Origin of the sequence: Nostoc sp. ChiSLP03a, assembly GCF_034531215.2 — a bacterium.
Classification (GTDB): Bacteria; Cyanobacteriota; Cyanobacteriia; order Cyanobacteriales; family Nostocaceae; genus Nostoc.
Genome location: NZ_JAVRBQ020000077.1, coordinates 36,963 through 57,082 on the forward strand (window position 1 = coordinate 36,963; position 20,120 = coordinate 57,082).

At 41.5% G+C, this 20,120-nt stretch carries 16 protein-coding genes; 5 read left to right on the forward strand and 11 right to left on the reverse strand.

The window, feature by feature from the left end; all coding sequences use genetic code 11:
- Positions 1–104: 104 nt before the first annotated feature.
- Positions 105–734 carry a hypothetical protein gene (locus tag RMY32_RS13135; RefSeq protein ID WP_322714440.1) on the forward strand — a complete coding sequence of 210 codons (630 nt, stop codon included), beginning with the start codon at positions 105–107 and terminating at the stop codon, positions 732–734.
- Positions 735–1,118: 384 nt separating this feature from the next.
- Here RMY32_RS13135 and RMY32_RS13140 read toward each other — a convergent pair whose 3' ends face one another.
- From RMY32_RS13140 to RMY32_RS13170, 7 genes are all read right to left on the reverse strand, one after another.
- A complete protein-coding gene (locus tag RMY32_RS13140; RefSeq protein ID WP_322714441.1) occupies positions 1,119–1,820 on the reverse strand; it encodes a hypothetical protein in 702 nt (233 codons plus the stop codon).
- 539 nt (positions 1,821–2,359) lie between these two features.
- Positions 2,360–3,127 carry a phosphatase PAP2 family protein gene (locus RMY32_RS13145; RefSeq protein ID WP_322714479.1) on the reverse strand — a complete coding sequence of 256 codons (768 nt, stop codon included), beginning with the start codon at positions 3,125–3,127 and terminating at the stop codon, positions 2,360–2,362.
- A 36-nt stretch (positions 3,128–3,163) separates the two neighbouring features.
- Complete coding sequence (locus RMY32_RS13150; protein WP_322714442.1) at positions 3,164–4,405, reverse strand: hypothetical protein; 1,242 nt, start codon at positions 4,403–4,405, stop codon at positions 3,164–3,166.
- Between the two features lie 877 nt (positions 4,406–5,282).
- Positions 5,283–6,017, reverse strand: coding sequence for a glutathione peroxidase (locus RMY32_RS13155; protein ID WP_322714443.1), 735 nt, complete (start codon positions 6,015–6,017; stop codon positions 5,283–5,285).
- Between the two features lie 77 nt (positions 6,018–6,094).
- Entirely contained in the window at positions 6,095–7,024 is a 930-nt protein-coding gene (locus RMY32_RS13160; protein WP_322714444.1) for an alpha/beta hydrolase, read from the reverse strand.
- 22 nt (positions 7,025–7,046) lie between these two features.
- Positions 7,047–7,871: an SDR family oxidoreductase gene (locus RMY32_RS13165; RefSeq protein ID WP_322714445.1), complete on the reverse strand. Its 825-nt coding sequence runs from the start codon at positions 7,869–7,871 to the stop codon at positions 7,047–7,049.
- A gap of 132 nt (positions 7,872–8,003) precedes the next feature.
- Positions 8,004–8,489, reverse strand: coding sequence for a glutathione peroxidase (locus RMY32_RS13170; RefSeq protein ID WP_322714446.1), 486 nt, complete (start codon positions 8,487–8,489; stop codon positions 8,004–8,006).
- Between the two features lie 812 nt (positions 8,490–9,301).
- Here RMY32_RS13170 and RMY32_RS13175 point away from each other — a divergent pair.
- Complete coding sequence (locus RMY32_RS13175) at positions 9,302–10,855, forward strand: ammonium transporter (protein WP_322714447.1); 1,554 nt, start codon at positions 9,302–9,304, stop codon at positions 10,853–10,855.
- A gap of 272 nt (positions 10,856–11,127) precedes the next feature.
- Complete coding sequence (locus tag RMY32_RS13180) at positions 11,128–11,583, forward strand: DUF2141 domain-containing protein (RefSeq protein ID WP_322714448.1); 456 nt, start codon at positions 11,128–11,130, stop codon at positions 11,581–11,583.
- 77 nt (positions 11,584–11,660) lie between these two features.
- On the opposite strand, the gene RMY32_RS13185 is transcribed toward RMY32_RS13180, so the two are convergent.
- From RMY32_RS13185 to RMY32_RS13200, 4 genes are all read right to left on the reverse strand, one after another.
- Complete coding sequence (locus RMY32_RS13185; protein ID WP_322714449.1) at positions 11,661–12,821, reverse strand: peptidoglycan-binding protein; 1,161 nt, start codon at positions 12,819–12,821, stop codon at positions 11,661–11,663.
- Between the two features lie 329 nt (positions 12,822–13,150).
- Positions 13,151–14,218 (reverse strand): DMT family transporter, encoded by a 1,068-nt coding sequence (locus tag RMY32_RS13190; protein ID WP_322714450.1) that lies wholly within the window; start codon positions 14,216–14,218, stop codon positions 13,151–13,153.
- Between the two features lie 152 nt (positions 14,219–14,370).
- On the reverse strand, positions 14,371–16,368 hold the full coding sequence (locus tag RMY32_RS13195) for an ATP-binding cassette domain-containing protein (RefSeq protein ID WP_322714451.1): 1,998 nt from the start codon (positions 16,366–16,368) through the stop codon (positions 14,371–14,373).
- A complete protein-coding gene (locus RMY32_RS13200; RefSeq protein WP_322714452.1) occupies positions 16,365–17,867 on the reverse strand; it encodes an HlyD family secretion protein in 1,503 nt (500 codons plus the stop codon). The genes RMY32_RS13195 and RMY32_RS13200 overlap by 4 nt, the downstream gene beginning before the upstream one ends.
- Before the next feature lie 113 nt (positions 17,868–17,980).
- Between RMY32_RS13200 and RMY32_RS13205 the strand changes: the two genes are divergently transcribed.
- Entirely contained in the window at positions 17,981–18,622 is a 642-nt protein-coding gene (locus RMY32_RS13205; protein WP_322714453.1) for a TetR/AcrR family transcriptional regulator, read from the forward strand.
- 48 nt (positions 18,623–18,670) lie between these two features.
- Complete coding sequence (locus RMY32_RS13210) at positions 18,671–20,014, forward strand: cytochrome P450 (RefSeq protein ID WP_322714454.1); 1,344 nt, start codon at positions 18,671–18,673, stop codon at positions 20,012–20,014.
- Positions 20,015–20,120: the final 106 nt, after the last annotated feature.

Below are 20,120 nucleotides of genomic sequence, written 5' to 3' on the forward strand. Positions count from 1 at the left end.
ACACAACAAAGATAGTTTAAGAAAGTTTGCAAGTGTCAATTAGAAAACGCACATTTAAGAGATGATATAAAATGCGATCTTCGTTGTCATAACTGAGGAGTTTTATGGCGATCAAATCTTCAAATTCGTTTTTAGCGGTAGCACTGGCGATCGCTTCAGTAAGTTTTCCCGTATCCGTCAAAGCCGATACCGTGAATGCCCGTTGCGATGTATTCCCAAAAGGAGAAGACCGCGCCACATCCTCTGGCCCTTGTACCTTTTCCCAACGTCAGGGTGCGGTTAGCATTCAACTAGAAAATGGTAATAGCTATGACCTGCTCCCTTCGGGTAATCGACCTGGCAATTATCGCGATCAAAATGGTGATGCTGCCTATCGACAATCTGGACTTGGCGATCGAGGACAGATTTATCGTCTCGCCAATGAGTCGATTTTTGTCTATTGGGATACATCTGCCAATCGACAAAACTCAGGTAACAGAAATCGGACGGCTGCTGCTAGGCGTCAGCCGGAAGCGGGTACTACCGTCTCTCGGTTGAGCGATTTAGTGGGAGCAAGGGCAGGACAGGCAGAAAACACAGTGAAAAAACGGGGCTATCGATGGGTCAAGAGTGATGATTCGGGCTATGGCTACTGGCTAGAAGGCAAAACCAACTACTGTGTAACAATTCAAACAGACCAAGGACGCTATCAATCGATCGTTTACACGGGGAATTCAGAGGATTGTAAGAATTAGTTGCTATCTGGACAAATAATCCAATTTAGAAGTGTATTTTTATATAGGACTAGTATTTGATTTTTGAAAAGATACGTAGGGTGTGTAGCTGCGAGAGTACGGCACTATCATCAAGGGTTTGGTGCGTTACTAACTGCGTTCTAACACACCCTACAATACCTAATTTTGTTCAAAAATCAAATATGATTCCTATATATAGCAAGGGACTGGGGACTGGTGACTGGGGATTGGGTGAAAAGTCTTGTTGTGTCTAAGTTTTATCATCTGTTAATGTCCTAACCACGTTGGCTGTTGCTATAACAGTTGAAGGTGGCGAATGTGAGATAAAAACTGCAAAGACATGGGTTTCGTCTTTGTCTTTATAAAACCCAACAATACAACAGACTAAAAACGAGTTCTGCTATTGCTCCAGTCGCCGGAATCGCAATTACCACGGAAATGCTCAATCCCATTAATGGCAATCCGTCCACTGCGTCGATCGATCTCAACACGCGGATGATTTAGCCCATTTACTTGGTATTTTCCCGTGATTTGCTCAGGTGTGACACGGAGATCCTTAAGGTTCCACCATCCATTAGTACCGCCGGAATTAATTGGCGGGATGAGCCTTCCGCCCAGATGAATTTTTCCCTGCATATTACGAATCTCGACTTGAACCTCGGAATCGAACTCGTCTGTCGAAGACTCTACACGATTTTGCAGTTCATAGCGATGACGGCGTGAGTTCCATTCATAGCTGTTGCGGTTTTCAAGACTTGGTTTGCGACCTTCACCGTAGCAGATTAAGGTCAGTTTTTGCCGCATTGAGTTGTCACTGTTGCGCTCAGGTGCGCCTTGCTCCCGGAGATAGGTATCGATCGCAGTTTGAGCTTTACCAATTTCTCTTGAACTACAGGAACGACCGTTTTGAACTAGCTCCCCTTGAGGACTAAAAAGGACAGTGCAACCGCTTCCTCGTGTCATCCCCGTCACACTTAAATTACCGTTGTCTACAGTATCGATTATCGCTTGAGCATTCACAGAACTTGCGACCGTAAGCGTAAGTAAACCCAGCGCGATCGGCGTTAAAGCCCGCAATGTTTTCATTGTTATATTGATTGTTGTTTTGAATAGATATGAATTAATGGGATCACTCTATCACCAAGAGGTTGAATGGTAAAGTCAGCAAACCTAAAAGTTTTGCCAAGCCAAAAAGAATAGCCTATAATACCGTTTTTGTATAATTAAGTTATTAGCTTTACTTACAAAACGAGTTCTTGATAAAAAAATATAGCAAGGGACTGGGGACTAGGGACTGGGGACTGGGTGAAAAGCCTTTTTGTGTCTAAATTTTATCATCTGTTAATGTCCTAACCTTTTTGGCTATTGCTATAGGACTCATATTTGATTTTTGAAAAAAACTCAGTACAGCATTATTCCTTCTTCCCAGTCCCCAGTCCCCATTACCCCTTATCCCCAGAGGGGGCCCCACCATCCCCAGTCCCTAGTCCCTACGATTAATTCAGAAATCAAATCAGATTGCTATATAAAAGACCATATTTTATTTTGAGATCCAATTTTTAAATTTCAAATAAGCAAAGTTCCTCTCCCAAGCTTGGGAGAGGGATTTAGGGTGAGGGCTAATATTACTCCTTATTTATCGACTTTACTTCTTCTGGTAGTAAAGTAGTTTCATCTTTAGGACGTTCGCTATCTACGGATTTGGCTATAGTTCTATAGGGTTTGATAATTAGACTGACACCAATCGTCCAACCTAATGCAACCATCCAACCTGCGAGAATGTCACTAGGAAAATGAACCCCTAAATAGAGACGACACCACGCAATCGCGATGATGTATAAGCTGCCGAATATGAGAACTAACCAGCGCCAAGAGGTAGTCCAAGTTAAGAATAACAAAATTGCTACCAGTGTTACACTCGTCATCGCATGAGCGCTGGGAAATGCAAAAGTAGACTCAGGTGCAATAGACTGCCACAATTGTGGACGCACTCGATGCATTAATTGTTTTGCTGTGCGGTTGATGATAGTGCTTCCTGCTGAGGCGGTGAGTAAATAAGCTAGCGATCGCCAGCGTTTTTGAAGTAGTAACATCAGTGCGATCGCCCCCAAAATCACCATCGCCGTCCAAGGCAACCCAATTGTCGCTAGGGTGACAGCTAAAACATCTAACTGTGGGTTTTCTGTAGAATGAACTGCTAACAGAATCGGCACATCCCACGGAAAGCCCGCTTGATTCTCCCATATCTTCACTGTCAGGATTTCAAAAATCTGCAAAGGTAAATAGACTCCGATCAAAAGGAGTAAGAGCGATCGCCAACGAGCAATCAACAGGTTTTTGAGAAAATCAAGTGGCGATTTACTCTCTTTATTGATTTGTTTCTTTTTTTCCATATCTAAGTTAAAAGGGTCGATCGACGACTTCATTGATTACAAATTACTGGAAACTTGAGAAGTTCCACAATGTTTACAGTACGACAAATGCTTATAAGTAAGATTATGGCAGTTATGGCATTCAATGTACTGATAATAACCGCAGTGTGGACAGTAAGTATCAAGATGTCGAATTTTCTTGGCACAATTGACACATCGTGATTTTTGAACTCTGCTAGCTGCTTGGACTTTAGCGTTAAAGACAAATTTTTGAAAAAATTGGATGATTCCAAAACCAATAACTGGAATTAGCAAGATATAAACATAATTTATCAGGAAAAGTAACCCGCCAAAAATGGCACTGATTATATCAAATAAAAATTTGAATATTGCACCTATTTGGAGAAATTCAAATATTTTAACGATTAATGGGATAAAAAAGATAACTAGCAAATGCCAGCTAATTAGCGAGACGAGTCCATATCCTCTTCTTTGGGCAAATTTATGAACTGATAAGGCAATGAGAATCAGTGGTAAAAGAAAGAGGGACTGAAAACCAAGTTGAATACTTGGATACCAAAATGATGCCTGATGATAGCCTTTATCGACTTCTTGAAATAGATTGTCATTTTTAAGAAAGGCTATAAAACTAATGCTTTCTGGTTGAGCAAGTAGTTCATTTTTAAGAGTAGAAGTTTCTTGTTGAAGAGTAGAAATTTGGCGATTATTTTCTTCTAACGTCTGTTTAGCTTTTTCAGCACTGACTTGATTAATTGATTGTTCGCGATTCTGTCCGGCAATTTTTTCTAAGAGCGTTGAGTCATACTGAGATTTAATCGTGCTATTTGCTTGTTCGAGTCTACTAATTTTTGCTTGTTTTTGATCGATAGTTTTGATAATTTGCTGCTTTTCAGAATTCTTAATCTTATCTTTGTAATCGGCATATTGCAAACACGTTTGAGAAACCTTACCTAGATGTCCTGCTTCGGCTTGTTGATAGTTTCCCCGAAAACTAAATTGATTGTTCGTGTAAGATGGCAATGAAAGTCTAACAATTTCATAGTCTTTATCTTTAGTAGTTTTTGCTCGGTAATTTTGCCACTCTGAATAACATGGATAAGCCTCGGTTGGACTGATATGCCATCTGCTAATATCATCGAGTCCGGTAAAAACATTAATTAAGATAAAAATATCAACTATAATAATCACAATCAAACTGACTTTATTCAGTGGTTCGTTGTTGATTGTTCTGGAATTACTAAAAAATTGACTCAAAATTCGGCGAATTCTGGCAAACATATTGTCTTTTAAAGAAATATAAATTTAATCCGAATCAATTTTATGCGATCGTTAGTGAATAGCTAGACAAAAATACATCTACATATCTGAAGATTTGTTAACTGCTGGAGAAAAACAAAATCCCCGACAACTTTTAGGAAGTCGGGAATCGGTGTTTTTCAATTCTCACAAATCAGGCTGCGGTCAAAAATATCATAACTTTGACTGAAGTTTACACAATTGATGACTGTGTACCCCAACTCAATACCGTTCGGTTAAAAATATTCGTCGCGACTGTTTTAACGTGAGTTCGATGAACCTCTCCCTCCCAACCTCCCTCTCCCACAGGGAAAGGGAGGAGCAACGAAAAATTAGAGTTTTGGCTCCCCTCTCCGTGTCGGAGAGGGGTTGGGGGAGAGGTCAAAAAAGGGCTTGTCGAACTCGCGTTGTTTTAAAAGTCAAGCGTAGGCGTAGCCCGCATCTGTGTACTCAATCGCAATGCGACAAAGTTTAAAGTACCTCAACACGACTTTGAAGTACCTCAACACGACTTCGGAGTACCTCAAAACGACTTTGAAGTACCTCGAAACGACTTTGAAGTACCTCAAAACGACTTTGAAGTACCTCGAAACGACTTTGGAGTACCTCAAAACGACTTCGAGGTATCTGTTGCTTATATAGCAATATGGTTCAGTTAAGGAAGACAAGGGTTTAGAGGGAGTTGCAAAAAAATTGTAGATTGGGTGGAGGCTTTGCCAAAGCCAACATTCTGATATATGTTGGGTTGCGCTTTGCTCCACCCAACCTACGTCTAATGCACTATTTTTTTGCTTGCCACGCCACTACACATTTCTATTTTTGAGGCAAAACCTATGCAGTATTGCAACCCCACTCAACCCTATTTTGCAGCGAAGTAGGCTTCTAATGCCTCAGAACCACCAATTAATTTACCATCGATAAATACTTGGGGAACTGTTGTCGCACCCGCAACTGCTTTTAGCGATCGCGTGGTGATATCCTTGCCCAAGATAATTTCTTCGTAATTGATGCCATGTTCCTTGAGCATTGCCTTAGCACGGGCACAGTAAGGACAACCCACTTTCGCAAACAGGGAAACTACTTCGGGCTTAACTGCTTGGGGATTGATGTATCTGAGCATTGTCTCAGCATCGGACACCTTAAAGGGATCTCCTGGCTCCTCTGGTTCAATAAACATCTGGTTAATTACACCATCTCTCACCAGCATAGAATAACGCCACGATCGCTTCCCAAACCCCAGGTCTGATTTATCTACTAATAAACCCATGCCTTCAGTAAATTCCCCATTCCCATCAGGAATTAGTGTGATATTTTCTACTTCTTGATCCTTTGCCCATTCGTTCATCACAAAGGCATCATTAACAGAAATACAGATAATGTCATCGACACCATTCTGTTTGAAAATTGGAGCTAATTCGTTGTAGCCAGGGAGATGAGTAGATGAACAAGTCGGAGTATAAGCACCTGGTAAAGAGAAGACAACTACTGTCTTATTAGCAAATAGTTGATCGGTTGTCACATCCACCCACTGGTCGTCCTTGCGAGTATGAAAAGTGACATTGGGTACTCTTTGTCCTCGATGATTGGGTAACATAATTTTGCTTGCCTTCAGTAATCAATTCCAGTCATAACCTATCATGGGAGAACTGGTACAATGTAACTATCAATCGTCTAAGAAACTTCATTAATGAAGGTCGCGATCGCTGCTACAAATTCAGTGGTTGATTCATAGGGTAAAACATTACGTCCGTTTATTTTTATACCTCTATTTTTAGGGAAACAAGCAAGATAATGAGCCAAGCGTTCATCTGGCGTTTCTTTTTTATTGTCTTGGCTAATACTCGATGCAGTTTCGCCCATAACTATTAATGTTGGTTGATGAATAGAGGCCATAAAACTAGTATAATCATCACGCCAAAACCCTGCTAAAAAAGAAAACACTGCATGGCGGCTTGCAGAATTTTCTGCACCTGCAAGCAATGTATTTAACCACTCTGCATCCACCGCATTTTCAGAAGCAAAAAGTTGGCGAATCGAGAAAGAACGTAAAAATTTTGGAGTGCGTGCATAGCGATAAAAAGCACTGCCAAAAGGCGAATCTAATACATTCCAAAGGAATTTTTCCTGCCATTTTGGTGGTTTATTTGTCATCAAAGCCCACGTTGGCGGCCCAGAAAGTACCAGTCCGGCAATTAGATTTGATTCCTTTTGGACTAATTGAATAGCAACTGGCAATAAAGCGCCTTGCACTACAACAATAACAGGTTTTTGGACTACTGTTTGTAAAAAAAACTGCAACTGTTCTGCCCAATCACTAGGAGTGTAAGCTATACGGGGCATATCACTTTCACCACATCCTAGTAAATCAGGGTTATAAATTGAATTACGCTGACCTGTACTATACCATTCGCGACAAAATCGTTGCCAAAATCGCCGCGACAATCCCACGCCAATCGGATGAATTAATAGTAAAGGAATGCCCTCAGATGTTGTATTAATTGGTTGATGTACTTCGTAGGCACAACGATAATTCTGCCAACTGTAAAACTGGCTAGGAGATGCTGTCAAATTAGTTGTGTTAGCTACAGCAGATGGTTGCATAATTCCTAGTTTTTAATACGTACTAAAAAATCATCTGTGGATGAATCAATTTATATCCAGCTTCTTTGAGTTTTTCATTCGATACCCAAGCATTATATGGGCGAGTACTCTTGATAGATGTATCCCATTCTACTTTGGGTAAATTATGTTTTTCAAATAAGCTATCTAGCAAGTCTCGGCTGGTGAGATGTGCATCATCTACCAGATTGTAAATTCCTTGCAAACGACGGTGACGGGCAAATTCTATCGCACCAACAATATCATCTAGATGAATCCAATTTGTGGTGTCCTCACCATTGCCCGGACGGGTTGTACCAGAATATCTACCAAATATTTTCAACAGTTCTCTACCAGTTCCATAAATCCCTCCTAAGCGGAATATACAAACACGGAGATTTTCGCTAGATGCCGATAGCAACACCTCTTCTGTTTTGCAGAGAATTTGGGCATTTAAATTAGCAGGTGCAAGCGGTGTTTCTTCATCTACCCATACACCATTCCTGTCACCATATACGGCATAACTACCTGTGTAGATTAATTGTTTTACACTTTTAATCTGCTGTAAGCACGAAACTAAAGTTTGGGCAGTTTGTAGATAAGTTTTTTCATAAACTTCTCCATTTTTTGCCCCAACACTCAAAAGTACAACTTCTTGATTGTGCAAAACTGATTTTAGACCATCTATGTCATTACCACTGGTAACTACAACTCTTTGAGATACTGATTGTAGGGCGGGGACACGCTCAGGAGAAGTTGTGGTTACACTAACAACAAAATTCATATCTTGTTGCCAATATTGAGCAACTTTATAACCAACATAACCACAACCAATGATTGCAACATTCATGACAAATTAGACACAAATAAATTAAACTACTCATTGAGACGATTTTCTGAGTTAACTGTCTGGAAGTAAATAATTTTAACAGTCCAGAGCTAATAGTCAATAATTAACAGGACAGAAATTTTTACCTAATGACTATTTCGCTAATTCTTTCTCAATTATGGCAATTATTTCTGGTGAATTTGGCTGGACACTACTATTAAATCGAGCTACCACTTCACCTTGCTTATTAACTAAAAATTTTTCAAAGTTCCAAGCAACAGCTCCCGTTGGCTCAACAGCTTTAGTAAGTCGCTCATAAAGTGGATGCTGCTGTGAACCTTTGGCATGAACTTTATCAAATAGTTCAAAGGTAACACCATATTTACTCGTGCAGAATTGCACAATTTCTTCATTGCTTCCTGGTTCTTGCCCACCAAAATCGTTACAAGGAAACCCTAAAATACGTAAACCTGCTTCTCCATACTTTTGGTTCAACTTTTCTAACCCCTCGTATTGAGAAGTATAACCGCAGAAGGAAGCCACATTTACAATTAAGAGTACCTTATCGGTGTAGTCGTTTAATTGCTTATCTTCACCGTTGATGGTCTTGACTGCAATATCCGAAATTGTCTTATTCATCTGAAATCTGATTGATAGGGAATATTGCCAAGTCTCCCATATTACAGGTACTCTAAACTCGGTTTCTTTAAGGAAATTAGGTTTGTTAGTCTTGTTGTAACAATTCTATGTGAGTTGTGTAGTTGCAAAACCCTGTATCTTGGAGAAATAGCTCGGTAAAGCTGCTATTTCAGCATAAATACGTTAAATTTACGTTGCTTTTAATACCAAGTTTTGAGTGCAGTGATGAATCGATCTAGGTTGAAAGTCACAAAGAATTGACTCTTTGTATCAAAAGTTAACAACATCCTGAATTCTCCAATTTATGATTTTGGAAAATAGGTAGCTAGAAAGAATATAGTTACTTTTTTGTTGCATCATAAATTATATTTCATCACAAAAACTAAAAAACTGTATCATAAAATACAGTTTTTTAGTTTTGATAGTGAATAGAGCTAAAAATCACATTGTTAGCTTAAAAGAGCTATTTTAGGATAGTTCTTTCTACCTGATTTTTTATTGGCATTATTCAAGACAATTTTGGGCGCTTTTTCAGCTAATTTTTTTAAAACATTTAAAGATTAAGTTAAGAAGACTTGACTCTTTCAGAAAGTACATCATAAATTTTTGACGAAGAACTATCAAAAATATTTACAGATGTGCCAATAATTTCTTAAACTCCTACTAAGATTATTTGAGTTTCTGGTTTTTCAACAAGTTGTCTAAAGGAAAAATATCAAAACCCACTGAATCTAATTTCGGACAGTATTTTTTTCTGCTTAACCTGCTTTTTCCCTTTTTTAAGGATGATTTGGAGGATGATGTTCAAATTCATGTACAAACAAAAATCGAAAACAAAAAAGAGGCATTCGTCTGCAAGAAATTACGTTATCAATTCACAATCCAACTCTAAAGTCAAGCTATTTAATTTGATTAAGCGACTTTCTCCCAGTTGGCAAGCTTGTTTACCTATCGCTTGTCTGATTGTGTTGGGTTGGGGTTATGCCGCAGTTGCCCAAACTCCAGCCGCAGCGCCAACGACAGCAGAACTCAAAATTGCTATTGACACCCTGTGGGTAGCGATCGCTGCTTTTTTAGTGTTCTTCATGAACGCTGGTTTTTGTATGTTAGAAACTGGCTTCTGTCGCCAGAAAAATGCTGTCAATGTTCTTTCCAAAAACTTGATTGTATTTGCTCTGTCTACCGTTGCCTTTTGGTCAATTGGTTTTGCCTTCATGTTCGGTGATGGCAATGACTTCATTGGATTGAATGGGTTTTTCTTAAAAGGAGTAGATAACAGTCCCGCGACAGCAGACGCTTATAAAGGTATCTTCAGCGCTCTTAATTGGGCTGGTGTACCTTTAGCAGCCAAGTTTTTATTCCAGCTAGTGTTTGCTGGAACAGCAGCAACAATCGTTTCTGGTGCAGTAGCCGAACGAATTAAGTTTGTTGACTTCCTAATTTTCAGCCTCTTACTTGTAGGCATTGCCTATCCCATTACCGGACATTGGATTTGGGGTGGTGGTTGGCTAGCAGACAGAGGCTTTTGGGATTTTGCCGGTTGTACAGTGGTTCACTCTGTAGGTGGCTGGGCAGCTTTGATGGGGGCAGCATTTCTTGGGCCCCGTCTTGGTAAATATCAAGACAAGCAAACTGTAGCAATGCCCGGCCACAACATGAGTATTGCTACTTTGGGCTGTTTGATTTTGTGGTTGGGCTGGTTTGGTTTCAACCCCGGTTCTGTCATGGCTGCCGATCCTGGTGCGATCGCTCATATTGCTCTAACTACTAACATGGCTGCTGCTGGCGGTGGAATTGCTGCCACTATCACAGCTTGGTTGTACTTAGGTAAACCAGACCTATCAATGATTATCAATGGTATTTTGGCTGGTTTGGTTGGAATTACAGCATCTTGTGCTTACGTAGGTGTCGCTAGTTCTTTAGTAATTGGCTTCATTGCTGGGGTACTGGTAGTTTTCTCTGTAACATTCTTTGACAAACTTGGCATTGATGACCCAGTGGGAGCTACTTCAGTTCACTTAGTTTGTGGTATTTGGGGAACCCTAGCAGTTGGTCTATGGTCTGTTGGCCCTGGTGTTTTTACTTGGTATACACTTGGCCCAGAAAAAGGTTTATTTTCCGGTGGTGGCTTTGGACAGTTTGGTGTTCAGTTGCTGGGCGTTCTCTCAGTAGGTGGCTTCACTGTTTTACTCAGTAGTATTTTTTGGTTGGCACTAAAAGCTACTTTAGGTATTAGAGTATCTAAAGAAGAGGAATTAGAAGGTTTGGATATCGGCGAACACGGTATGGAAGCCTACAGTGGATTTCTTAAAGAAGGTGATGCAATGGCATTTTCTGATGAACAAAGCTCAATTGGGAGATATTAAGTAAAATATTTCTTTAGCTCACCCTCTGGCATATTCTGACAGCAGAAATCATGTATTTGAACCACACCTCTCGTAGGGGCGTAAGGCCTTGCGCTCCTACCGCGTGGTCTATTTATCTGAAAATAGCTGTAATTTGAGCGACCAATACACCATTAGTTGATTGAACTGATTTTGCTTCTCTACCCAAGCGGTGAAAAGTAGGGGGTATAAAATCTCCTGCCCCCTGCCTCCTTCAATAATTTAGCGATCGCATTTTACCTTGTGAAAATTTTATGCTTAAAGGCTTAAGAGTTAGTATGCTGCTATTGGCAGTTATGGGAAATTTAGCATGGTCATTTAATGCCAAAGCAAATTTTAACGGCAAACTCACCGTGGAAATTGATGGTTTGAAGAATAAAAAAGGACAAGTTTGTGCCAGTATATTTGCTAGCAGTGAAGGATTTCCTAGCGATGGCGATCGCGTCTTACAAAAGCAGTGTACCAAGATTACTGAAAATCCCTTACCACTTACCTTTAATAACTTGAAAGCAGGTAGTTACGCTGTTGCTGTTTTCCACGATCAAAATAATGACCGCACTCTCAATACCAATCTTTTTGGTATACCAAGGGAAGGTTTTGGATTTTCCAGCAATCCAGAAATTCGCACAAGAGCGCCTAAATTTAGCGAAGCAGCATTTTTAGTGGCAGGGCCAGATACTAATATCCACATCCAGTTGAAATATTTTTAAGCTGATAGCAGATTCCGCTTGGTACACTGCCAATACTTTTCCCCAAAACCCGACAAGTATTGGTACACCATCAATCTCTATTGTTGTGAATTAAGATCGGAATCTTCCTGTAGACTCTGTTGCTCTGGCAAGTCACGTATTCGTATTCGATTCATCTGATTTAAAGCATATCGTGCTGTTGCTTGCACATCGGCATCTGGGTCTTCTAGCGCATGGTGCAACATCTGAGTCATTTGACCCATCATGTCATAAACGCGCGTCAGGTCACGGATCGCATTTTGCCGCACTTGTGGACTTTCATTTTGAATTGAAATTGCTAAAGCACGGTTCATTGGTTTGAGTGTGCGCATACCAATTTCTGACAAAGCTGCCAAAATTAAGCTGCTTTCTTGAGAATCAGCATCAATTATTAGGTCAACCAGATGTTGAATTGCCCGCGAATCTCCTTGCTGACCCAAATCCCAAATAGCCTTGCGCCGCTTGGTTGGGTCAGAACTGCGTAAATCTTGAATTAATTCCTCAACGATATTGAGTTTAGCAAGACGAGAAGTTTTTTCTGGTAACAGTAATTGCGCGGAAAATGTTGGTGGTGGAGGAGGTGTTTGTAGACTAGTGACAGTTTCCAGTAAAGGTGGTGTAATCGGCTCTTTGTCAGCTTCACTCAAACTTTTAGGCTCTGATATTTCGGACTTTTGCACTTGCTTTCTCTTCTGAAACAACCTCAGCAGATAAAAAAGTGCGCCACTACACCCTAAAACTCCAATGGCAAATAGTAACCACCAGATAAAACCTCTCTCAGGTGCTTGGGGATTTGCAGAAGTCGGAGCAATAGAGGTAGCTATTGAAGAGGTAACTTTTGGAGAGGTGAAAAACTGCTTTTTCGCCTCTATTGCTGCTTGCAGTTTCTCCTGAGTCGCTGGGCCAGCAAGCCCATCTAATTTTAAACCCTTTACTTTCTGGAATTTAGCTACAGCGATTTCCGTATTGGCGTTATACTGTCCATTTACTACATCCCTGTAGTACCCCAACTGCTTTAATTGGGTTTGTAGTCTCTGCACATCTGATTTTCGACTACCATATCTCAAAACAGCTGGACTAGCAGTAACTTTTGGACTAGCTTGTGCAAGTTCTAAAATTTCAGGTGCTAGGTTAGGTGTAGCTGCACTTGAGCGATTTGGGTAAAAACCCACGCAAGCAAAACAGGTAAATATCAGAATTGAGGAACGGCATAGCCTCATATTGCAAGTTTCAGCTTGAAGGTGCTTTTCAAATCTTCGATACCACAATAGCTTCTAGACGACCAAATGTTAACTGTCATTTTTAATTGAGAATTGGGTATGGGGCATTAGGAGTGCTGTTAGCGGGGCATTGAGCCAGTGCTGAGTTAGGAGTTAAGAGTTAGGAGTTTTGTTTACCCCCTTGTCCCCTCATCTCCCCACTGAATTACGTTAGCAGCGTTAGCGTTAGCGTAGCGGTAGCGAGTACTCGAGCGTCCGCAGGAGCGTCATTACGAATTACGTAGCTTGCTTCTCGCATGAAGGCGAGTATTACAAATTATTTTAACAAGTTAGGGTGATATTTCTGGTTCCGATTCTTTAACTGCTAGGCTGATGGGGTTCAATTTTTTAGCAGATGCTTCTAAAACTGGTTGCTGTATATTAGCTATCTCGCCGACAGTAACTGTGTCGTTTTGTCCTCCTAAAGTATCACGTTGGTTAATGAGATAGATGCTGATTAAAGTGAGAAAAACTCCTACCCACTGCAACGGACTGAGGACTTCTGAGAGGAAAAGATTGCCGAATAATAGCGCAAATACGGGTGTTAGGAAGGTGAGAGAACTAAGACTTGTGAGACTGCCACTAGAAGCAAAGTAGAAAAATAACCCATAAGCGATCGCACTGCCGAATACGGTAGCATAACCCAAGGCCATGAAATCAGATGCTCCCAGATTTTCCCACTGCTGGGATTCAACAACTGATGAAATTCCCCATAGCGGCAATCCTCCCAAAATCATGTGCCATCCCGTAGCGCTTACAGGGTCAGCATGTCGGCACACAAATCGAATCAACACTGTTCCCACTGCCATTAATAGTGCTGCTAATAGCATTAACCACTCGCCACTAGCAAACAAATCTTGCCAGTTGCCGATTGTCATATTTGCGCCTGAGTCGAGAAAATGTAAAATCCACTCATCAGGTAAGCCAATTAAAGTAATGCCTGTGACTCCCAAGCCTAGTCCCAGCCATCCCCAAAAACCAATTTGTTCTTGGAATAGCCACAACGACAGCAAGGCAACAGCCAAGGGTTGCGAGTCAATCATCACAGACCCCAACCCTGCACTAGTTCTGACTAATCCCTCTGCCAAAAAGCCTTGAAACAGCGTTCCATCTACTAAGGCAAATAAGGCAATCCACAGCCATGCAGCCCAACCCTTCGGCTGGGGTTTACCCATGAATGCTGCTGCAATCAGAATTAACATCCCTGCTGGTATCAGACGCACACCTGCCATGAATAGCGGTGTAGTATGGGGTATCACTCCTTTCATCGCTACCATTGCCGTCCCCCATAGGAAAAAGGGGGCGATTAACAACAGGGGGGCGAAGGGAAGTCGAGATGCACTGAGTTTCAGTTGCATGGGTTTGCTGATGCCTTTCTTTGTTTAACAAGCGCAAAAATTGCTTTACCCAATTTTACCGAATTATGTAGTTTTGCGTAGGCATCGCCTTTGGTGGGTGCTTCGCACCATCGCGGAGGGTTTTGGAGTATGATTTGCTTCATACTCTTTTTCTATTTTGGCGATCGCTGTACTATACCAATAAAGGCATCTTCTAAAGAAAAAGGAATCGGACGTAAAGAGTTGATGGTAATTTGATTAGCTTTTAAAAGTTGAGTTAGTTGATTTATTTCCTGTTCGGGGCGATCGAGAACAATGTGTAAACTATCAGCGAAAATCGAGACGCGCCAAGACTCGAAGTGTTGTTTTAGTATTTTAGAAGCTACTTGGTTTTGATTAACAATAATTTCTATTAGTTGTCCCGGTTGCGAGGCTTTGACAGAACTGGGTGAACCTTCAGCAACGGTTTCTCCTGCAACCATAAAACTCATCCGGTTGCACTGTTCAGCTTCTTCTAGATAGTGCGTTGTCACTAAAATAGCTGTACCGTTGCGGGCGAAATCATTAATCAGCTTCCAAAACTGGCGACGCGCCAACGGATCTACCCCTGATGTTGGTTCGTCTAAAAACAAAATATCTGGTTCGTGCATCACGCAAGCACCAAAAGCAACTCGTTGTTTCCAACCACCTGGTAGCTGCCCTGTAATCATATTTGCTTGTCCTTCTAAGCCGCAAGTAGCGATTACCCAATCAATTTTTTCCCGTCGAAGCTTGCGAGGTACGCCGTAAACTCCGCTATAAAATTCGAGATTTTGCAAAATAGTTAAATCGTCGTAAAGAGTGAATTTTTGACTCATGTAACCAATGCGTCGCCGTAAGTCTGCACTACGTAGATTTCCTGTCTCACCACCCAAGGAAATTTCACCGCCACTTGCTCCTAGTAATCCACACAGCATCTTAATGGTGGTGGTTTTGCCAGCACCATTAGCACCTAACAACCCAAAGATTTCCCCATAACGAACTTCGACGTTGACATCTTTAACGGCTTGGAACTTGCCAAAAACACGGCTGAGGTTGCGAGCATATATAGCCAGTGAAGACGCAAATAAAGCATCTGTCTCCTTGTCCCCTTGTCCCCTTGTCCCCTTGTCCCCTTGTCCCCTCTTCCGATAACGAGGAAATGGAAAAAATTGCGGTGCAGAACCTTGTTGTCGCAAGCGCATGACAAAAACGTTTTCTAATGTGGGTTGGCCATATTCGATACTGCCAGAAGGTAAATGATGTTGTTGCAGTAGTTCGCGGACTTGGGTTTCGCCAGAATTTATATCTTCAACGAGGACATCCAAGCGATCGCCAAAAGTTTGCACATCTACTATATTTGTCTGAGTAGCCTGGGAGAGTATTTCTTCTGTGGCTTCCAGGTTGGCTGTTCGCACTTCTAAGCGATGCAAGCCTAAGTTAGCCCGTAAGTCTGCGGGTGTGCCAATTTCATGAATTTGTCCACTATACATCAAAGCCACGCGGTGACAGCGTTCCGCTTCATCTAAATATGGTGTCGCAACTACAATTGTCATCCCCTCGGCTGATAATTCCCCCAGCACATCCCAAAACTCCCGCCGGGAAACTGGATCGACACCTGTGGTAGGTTCATCTAATAACAATACTTCTGGTTGCGAAACCAAAGCACAACACAGCGCTAGTTTTTGTTTCATTCCACCAGAAAGTTGTTCCGCCAAGCGATCGCCAAATCGCTCTAAATTCATTAATTTTAAATATTTATTGCGGCGTTCCCTCAATAAATCATCTGCTACTTGCCGCAACCCTGCTGCATAACGCAAGTTTTCATCAATACTCAAATCCAAATACAGCGAAAACTGTTGAGTAAGATAACCTGTGATTAATCGGGCATCTCGTGCAGGTTGATTAAATATTTGCACCTCTCCTGCGGTTGCTTCCATCACACCGCCCAAAATGTGAAATGTACTAGTTTTACCCGCACCATCAGGGCCAATTAGTCCAAACATTTCACCTTTGTAGACACTCAAATCAATTCCTCGCACAGCAGCTAAGTTTCCATAGTGCTTGTGCAAACCGCGAACTTCAATTGCTGTAGTTGGCAAACTAGATGATGCAGGTAAGTTTCGAGAGAAAGTAATAATTTGCGGTTTCATTCCCTTCTATCTCCTGCCGACGCTCTCGGACTCGCTACCACTGCGCTATCCTGCCCCCCCTGCTTCTCTGCTCCCCTGCTCCCCTGCTCCCCTGCCCCCCTGCTCCCTGCCCCCTGCTCCCCTGCCCCCTGCCCCTCGCCCCCCGCCTTCAAAATAATTTCGGCATCTGCTGGCATCCCCATTTTGGCGCAGGGTAAATCTGATTCCCTATAAGGTTTTTCGGGGTTAAAGCAGCTATCAGGGTTTTGAACTTTGATCCGAATTCCTACTACTTGCCTGACTCGATCTTTTTGAAAGTAAATATTTTCTGGTGTAAATGAAGCTTGCGGATCGATGGAGATTACTTTACCTTCTAATGGTTTCTTTGGTGCAGAATCAATGAAGATTTTTGTTGTTTGTCCTAGACGCACTTTGCCAATATCGCCTTCGGGAATAAAACCTCTAAAATACACTGTTTTGGGGTCAACAATTGTCAAAATATTAGTCTGACTGCTAACTATTGCGCCTGGTTCGACACTCCGGGCTGTCACTACTCCATCTAAAGGACTAACTACATTTAAATCTTTTTTAGAGTCTGCAATCTGGGTGAGGATTTGCTGATTTGATGCTTGGGCATCTTTCACTTTGGCACGGGCAGAATTGACTTTTGCCTGTGCAGATTTAAGTTCAGCATAACTTTGCTGCTGCTTTCTGACTAAAGCTGTTAACTGGGCGTTGCGAATATCAGGATTGAAACCTGTAGTATTAACTTGAGTTAACGCTCCTGATGTAGCCTTTAATTGCTGGCGTTCGGCATTAACTGCTGCAACTCGTGCTTCTAGGGTTGCAATCGCGGTATCTAGAGTAGTTTGAGCTTGATCGAATTGTTGTTGATTGACTGCCCCTTCTTTTACCAATTGGGCATAGCGATCGCGGTTGATTTTTGCTAAATTAACTTCTGCTGTTGCTTGTTTAACTTGTGCCTGTGCTTGCACTAATGTGGCTCTGGCTGCTGCGACATTTGCTTGTGCTTGCTCAATTCTTCCTTGGGTATCTCCTTGGGACTGCTGTAAATTCAGTTTGGCTTCGTTAATTTGGCTGTTAATTTCTTGAATTTCTCTACTGACTCGCTCTACATCTGAAATTGCCTGTTGTTCATCATACCTAGCAGATGTCACTCTCGCTTGACTACCCAGTAGTTGTTGTTGCAGCAATCGATCGTCTGTGTCGTCTAACTTAATTAACTCTTGCCCCTTTTTAACTGCTGCCCCTTCCCGCACGGCAATTGTCTCAATTCTTCCAGAACGCTTGATCCCGATCTCGGTTTCATAACCCTCAATCCGTCCGCTAACTTGCAGTACATTTGGTGATACTTGCGGTTGAGAGCGCCACACCGCGTAGCCAATACCACCAACCACCAGCAGCACTCCGATCGGTAAAAGGAGCGGTTTCTTGCGCTTTTGCGGCTTCAATACTGCATCTTTGAAATTTTCCGGGGATGTTGGGATAGTCTGAGTCATGTTAACCCTGGATTGTGAAAAATATTTTGTAAATTGAAAATTCTGAATTCTGTGTCATATACTAGACTGTCTAGTATGATCGGACAAGACATAAGTCAAAAAGTTTACTTTTCATGTTTATAAACCCTACTTTTCAACTAGAAAATACTTTATCTGCGATCGCTCCCAAGCAGGAGCAAATCTTGCAAGGAGCTATACAGGTATTTTTGAAGGAGGGTTACGCTAGAACAAGTATGGATCGTGTTAGCGCGGCGGCTAGAGTATCTAAGCAAACAATATACAGTCACTTTCAAGATAAAGAAGGGCTGTTTAAAGCGTTGATAGAACGGTTGACCCTCGCTTGTTTTCAAAGTATTTTTTGCACAGAAAATTTACATAGCGAACCAGCGATTTTTTTGCGGCAAATGGCTAAAATTTATTTAACCGAAGTCGCTGATAATCCCGATTATTTGGCATTATTGCGTTTGATGATCGCCGAGTCACAAAACTTTCCAGAACTAGCCAAACTTTATACTCAAACCGTTGTGCTACGCGGTCGGCAAATGCTGAGTCAGTATTTAGTATCTCATCCAGAATTAGGAATCACCGACCCAGAAGCAATGGCTCATATTTTTTTTGGTTCGCTGGTATCCTACGTGATTTTACAAGAAATGTTGTACGGAAAAGAACTTACATCTTTATCGCGCGATCGCTTGCTAGATAGCTTAGTAAATGCAGTCATGAGCCAGTCCCTAAATACGGTTACTCAGGGATAATCGGTGTATTTGTTTGAGATTATCAAGTGGAATCCCAAGTAAAATATTATGCTTAGTCAATTACCGAATTGCATTACTAGCCCTTCGTGGTGGCAACTGATCGGATGGATTGCCGATCCGATTGGATTTCAGCAAAAGTATAGTCAAGAGTATGGAGATATTTTTTCCATGCGACTGAGTGGACTCGGTTCTTATGTAATTATTAGCCATCCCCAAGCCATTCAAGAAATTTTCAGTCAAGATTCTAAATTTGATATTGGTCGTGGTAATAAAATTGCAGAACCTTTGATTGGACGAAATTCTCTCATGTTAATAGATGGTGCCCGCCATCGACGAGAACGAAAATTATTAATGCCCCCCTTTCATGGAGAAAGGCTACAGACTTATGCTCAACAAATCTGCTTAATTACCGAGCAAATCGCCAATCAATGGCAAATCAATCAACCTTTTGTGGCTCGTTCTGCCATGCAGAAAGTTAGTCTAGAAGTAATTTTACAAATTGTCTTTGGTTTAAGTGAAGGGGAACGCTATCAACTAATTTTACCTCTACTAACTAGTTGGTTGGATATGACTGATTCTCCTTTGCGCTCCAGTATGCTATTTTTGCCATTCTTACAACAAGATTGGGGAAAATGGACTCCTTGGGGGCAGATGAAAAGTAGACAAAGCTATATTTATCAGCTACTTCAAGCAGAAATTGCAGAGAAAAGAACAAAGAACAATCACAGCCAAGGTGACGTTCTAAGCTTGATGATGGCAGCACGGGATGAAAATGGGCAAGCAATGACCGACGATGAATTAAAAGATGAATTGCTCACAATTTTATTTGCTGGACATGAAACTACTGCAACAACCCTAGCGTGGGCTTTCTATCAAATTCACCGAAATTCAGATGTTCTCTTAAAATTGCAGCAGGAACTCGACAACTTGGGAGAAAATCCGAACCCAATGGAAATTGCCCAGCTTCCTTACTTAAGCGCAGTTTGCCAAGAAACCCTGCGGATGTATCCAGTCTTACCAGTGCTTTTCCCCCGGATTACCAAATCATCCATAAATCTTGCTGGATATCAGTTTCCTCCTGACACAACTTTAATGCTAAGTATTTACCTTTTGCATTACCGAGAAGACTTGTATCCTAATCCTCAACAATTTAATCCCGAACGTTTTTTAGGACGCCAGTATTCTCCTTGGGAGTTCATTGCTTTTGGTGGCGGAAGTCGGCGCTGTTTGGGATATGCCCTTGCTTTGTTAGAAATCAAATTAGTCCTTGCAACAGTTTTATCTAATTATCAACTTACCTTACTAGAAAATAAACCTATTAAATTGCAACGACGTGGATTTACCCTTGCTCCGAATGGTGGAGTTCGGATGATGGCGATTAAAAAACGATAAACTTGTTTGGGAGGAACTTGGGGTGCGAGTAGGATAAGAAAATAAAATCAAAAATATTGGCAAAATTCAAATCACACTTCAATTAGTACAGGTTTCTCCGTGGCTC

Coding starts and splice junctions, on each gene's coding strand:
- RMY32_RS13135 (WP_322714440.1), top strand. CDS start 105: ATGGCGATCAAATCTTCAAATTCGTTTTTAGCGGTAGCACTGGCGATC.
- RMY32_RS13140 (WP_322714441.1), bottom strand. CDS start 1,820: ATGAAAACATTGCGGGCTTTAACGCCGATCGCGCTGGGTTTACTTACG.
- RMY32_RS13145 (WP_322714479.1), bottom strand. CDS start 3,127: ATGGAAAAAAAGAAACAAATCAATAAAGAGAGTAAATCGCCACTTGAT.
- RMY32_RS13150 (WP_322714442.1), bottom strand. CDS start 4,405: ATGTTTGCCAGAATTCGCCGAATTTTGAGTCAATTTTTTAGTAATTCC.
- RMY32_RS13155 (WP_322714443.1), bottom strand. CDS start 6,017: ATGTTACCCAATCATCGAGGACAAAGAGTACCCAATGTCACTTTTCAT.
- RMY32_RS13160 (WP_322714444.1), bottom strand. CDS start 7,024: ATGCAACCATCTGCTGTAGCTAACACAACTAATTTGACAGCATCTCCT.
- RMY32_RS13165 (WP_322714445.1), bottom strand. CDS start 7,871: ATGAATGTTGCAATCATTGGTTGTGGTTATGTTGGTTATAAAGTTGCT.
- RMY32_RS13170 (WP_322714446.1), bottom strand. CDS start 8,489: ATGAATAAGACAATTTCGGATATTGCAGTCAAGACCATCAACGGTGAA.
- RMY32_RS13175 (WP_322714447.1), top strand. CDS start 9,302: ATGTACAAACAAAAATCGAAAACAAAAAAGAGGCATTCGTCTGCAAGA.
- RMY32_RS13180 (WP_322714448.1), top strand. CDS start 11,128: ATGCTTAAAGGCTTAAGAGTTAGTATGCTGCTATTGGCAGTTATGGGA.
- RMY32_RS13185 (WP_322714449.1), bottom strand. CDS start 12,821: ATGAGGCTATGCCGTTCCTCAATTCTGATATTTACCTGTTTTGCTTGC.
- RMY32_RS13190 (WP_322714450.1), bottom strand. CDS start 14,218: ATGCAACTGAAACTCAGTGCATCTCGACTTCCCTTCGCCCCCCTGTTG.
- RMY32_RS13195 (WP_322714451.1), bottom strand. CDS start 16,368: ATGAAACCGCAAATTATTACTTTCTCTCGAAACTTACCTGCATCATCT.
- RMY32_RS13200 (WP_322714452.1), bottom strand. CDS start 17,867: ATGACTCAGACTATCCCAACATCCCCGGAAAATTTCAAAGATGCAGTA.
- RMY32_RS13205 (WP_322714453.1), top strand. CDS start 17,981: ATGTTTATAAACCCTACTTTTCAACTAGAAAATACTTTATCTGCGATC.
- RMY32_RS13210 (WP_322714454.1), top strand. CDS start 18,671: ATGCTTAGTCAATTACCGAATTGCATTACTAGCCCTTCGTGGTGGCAA.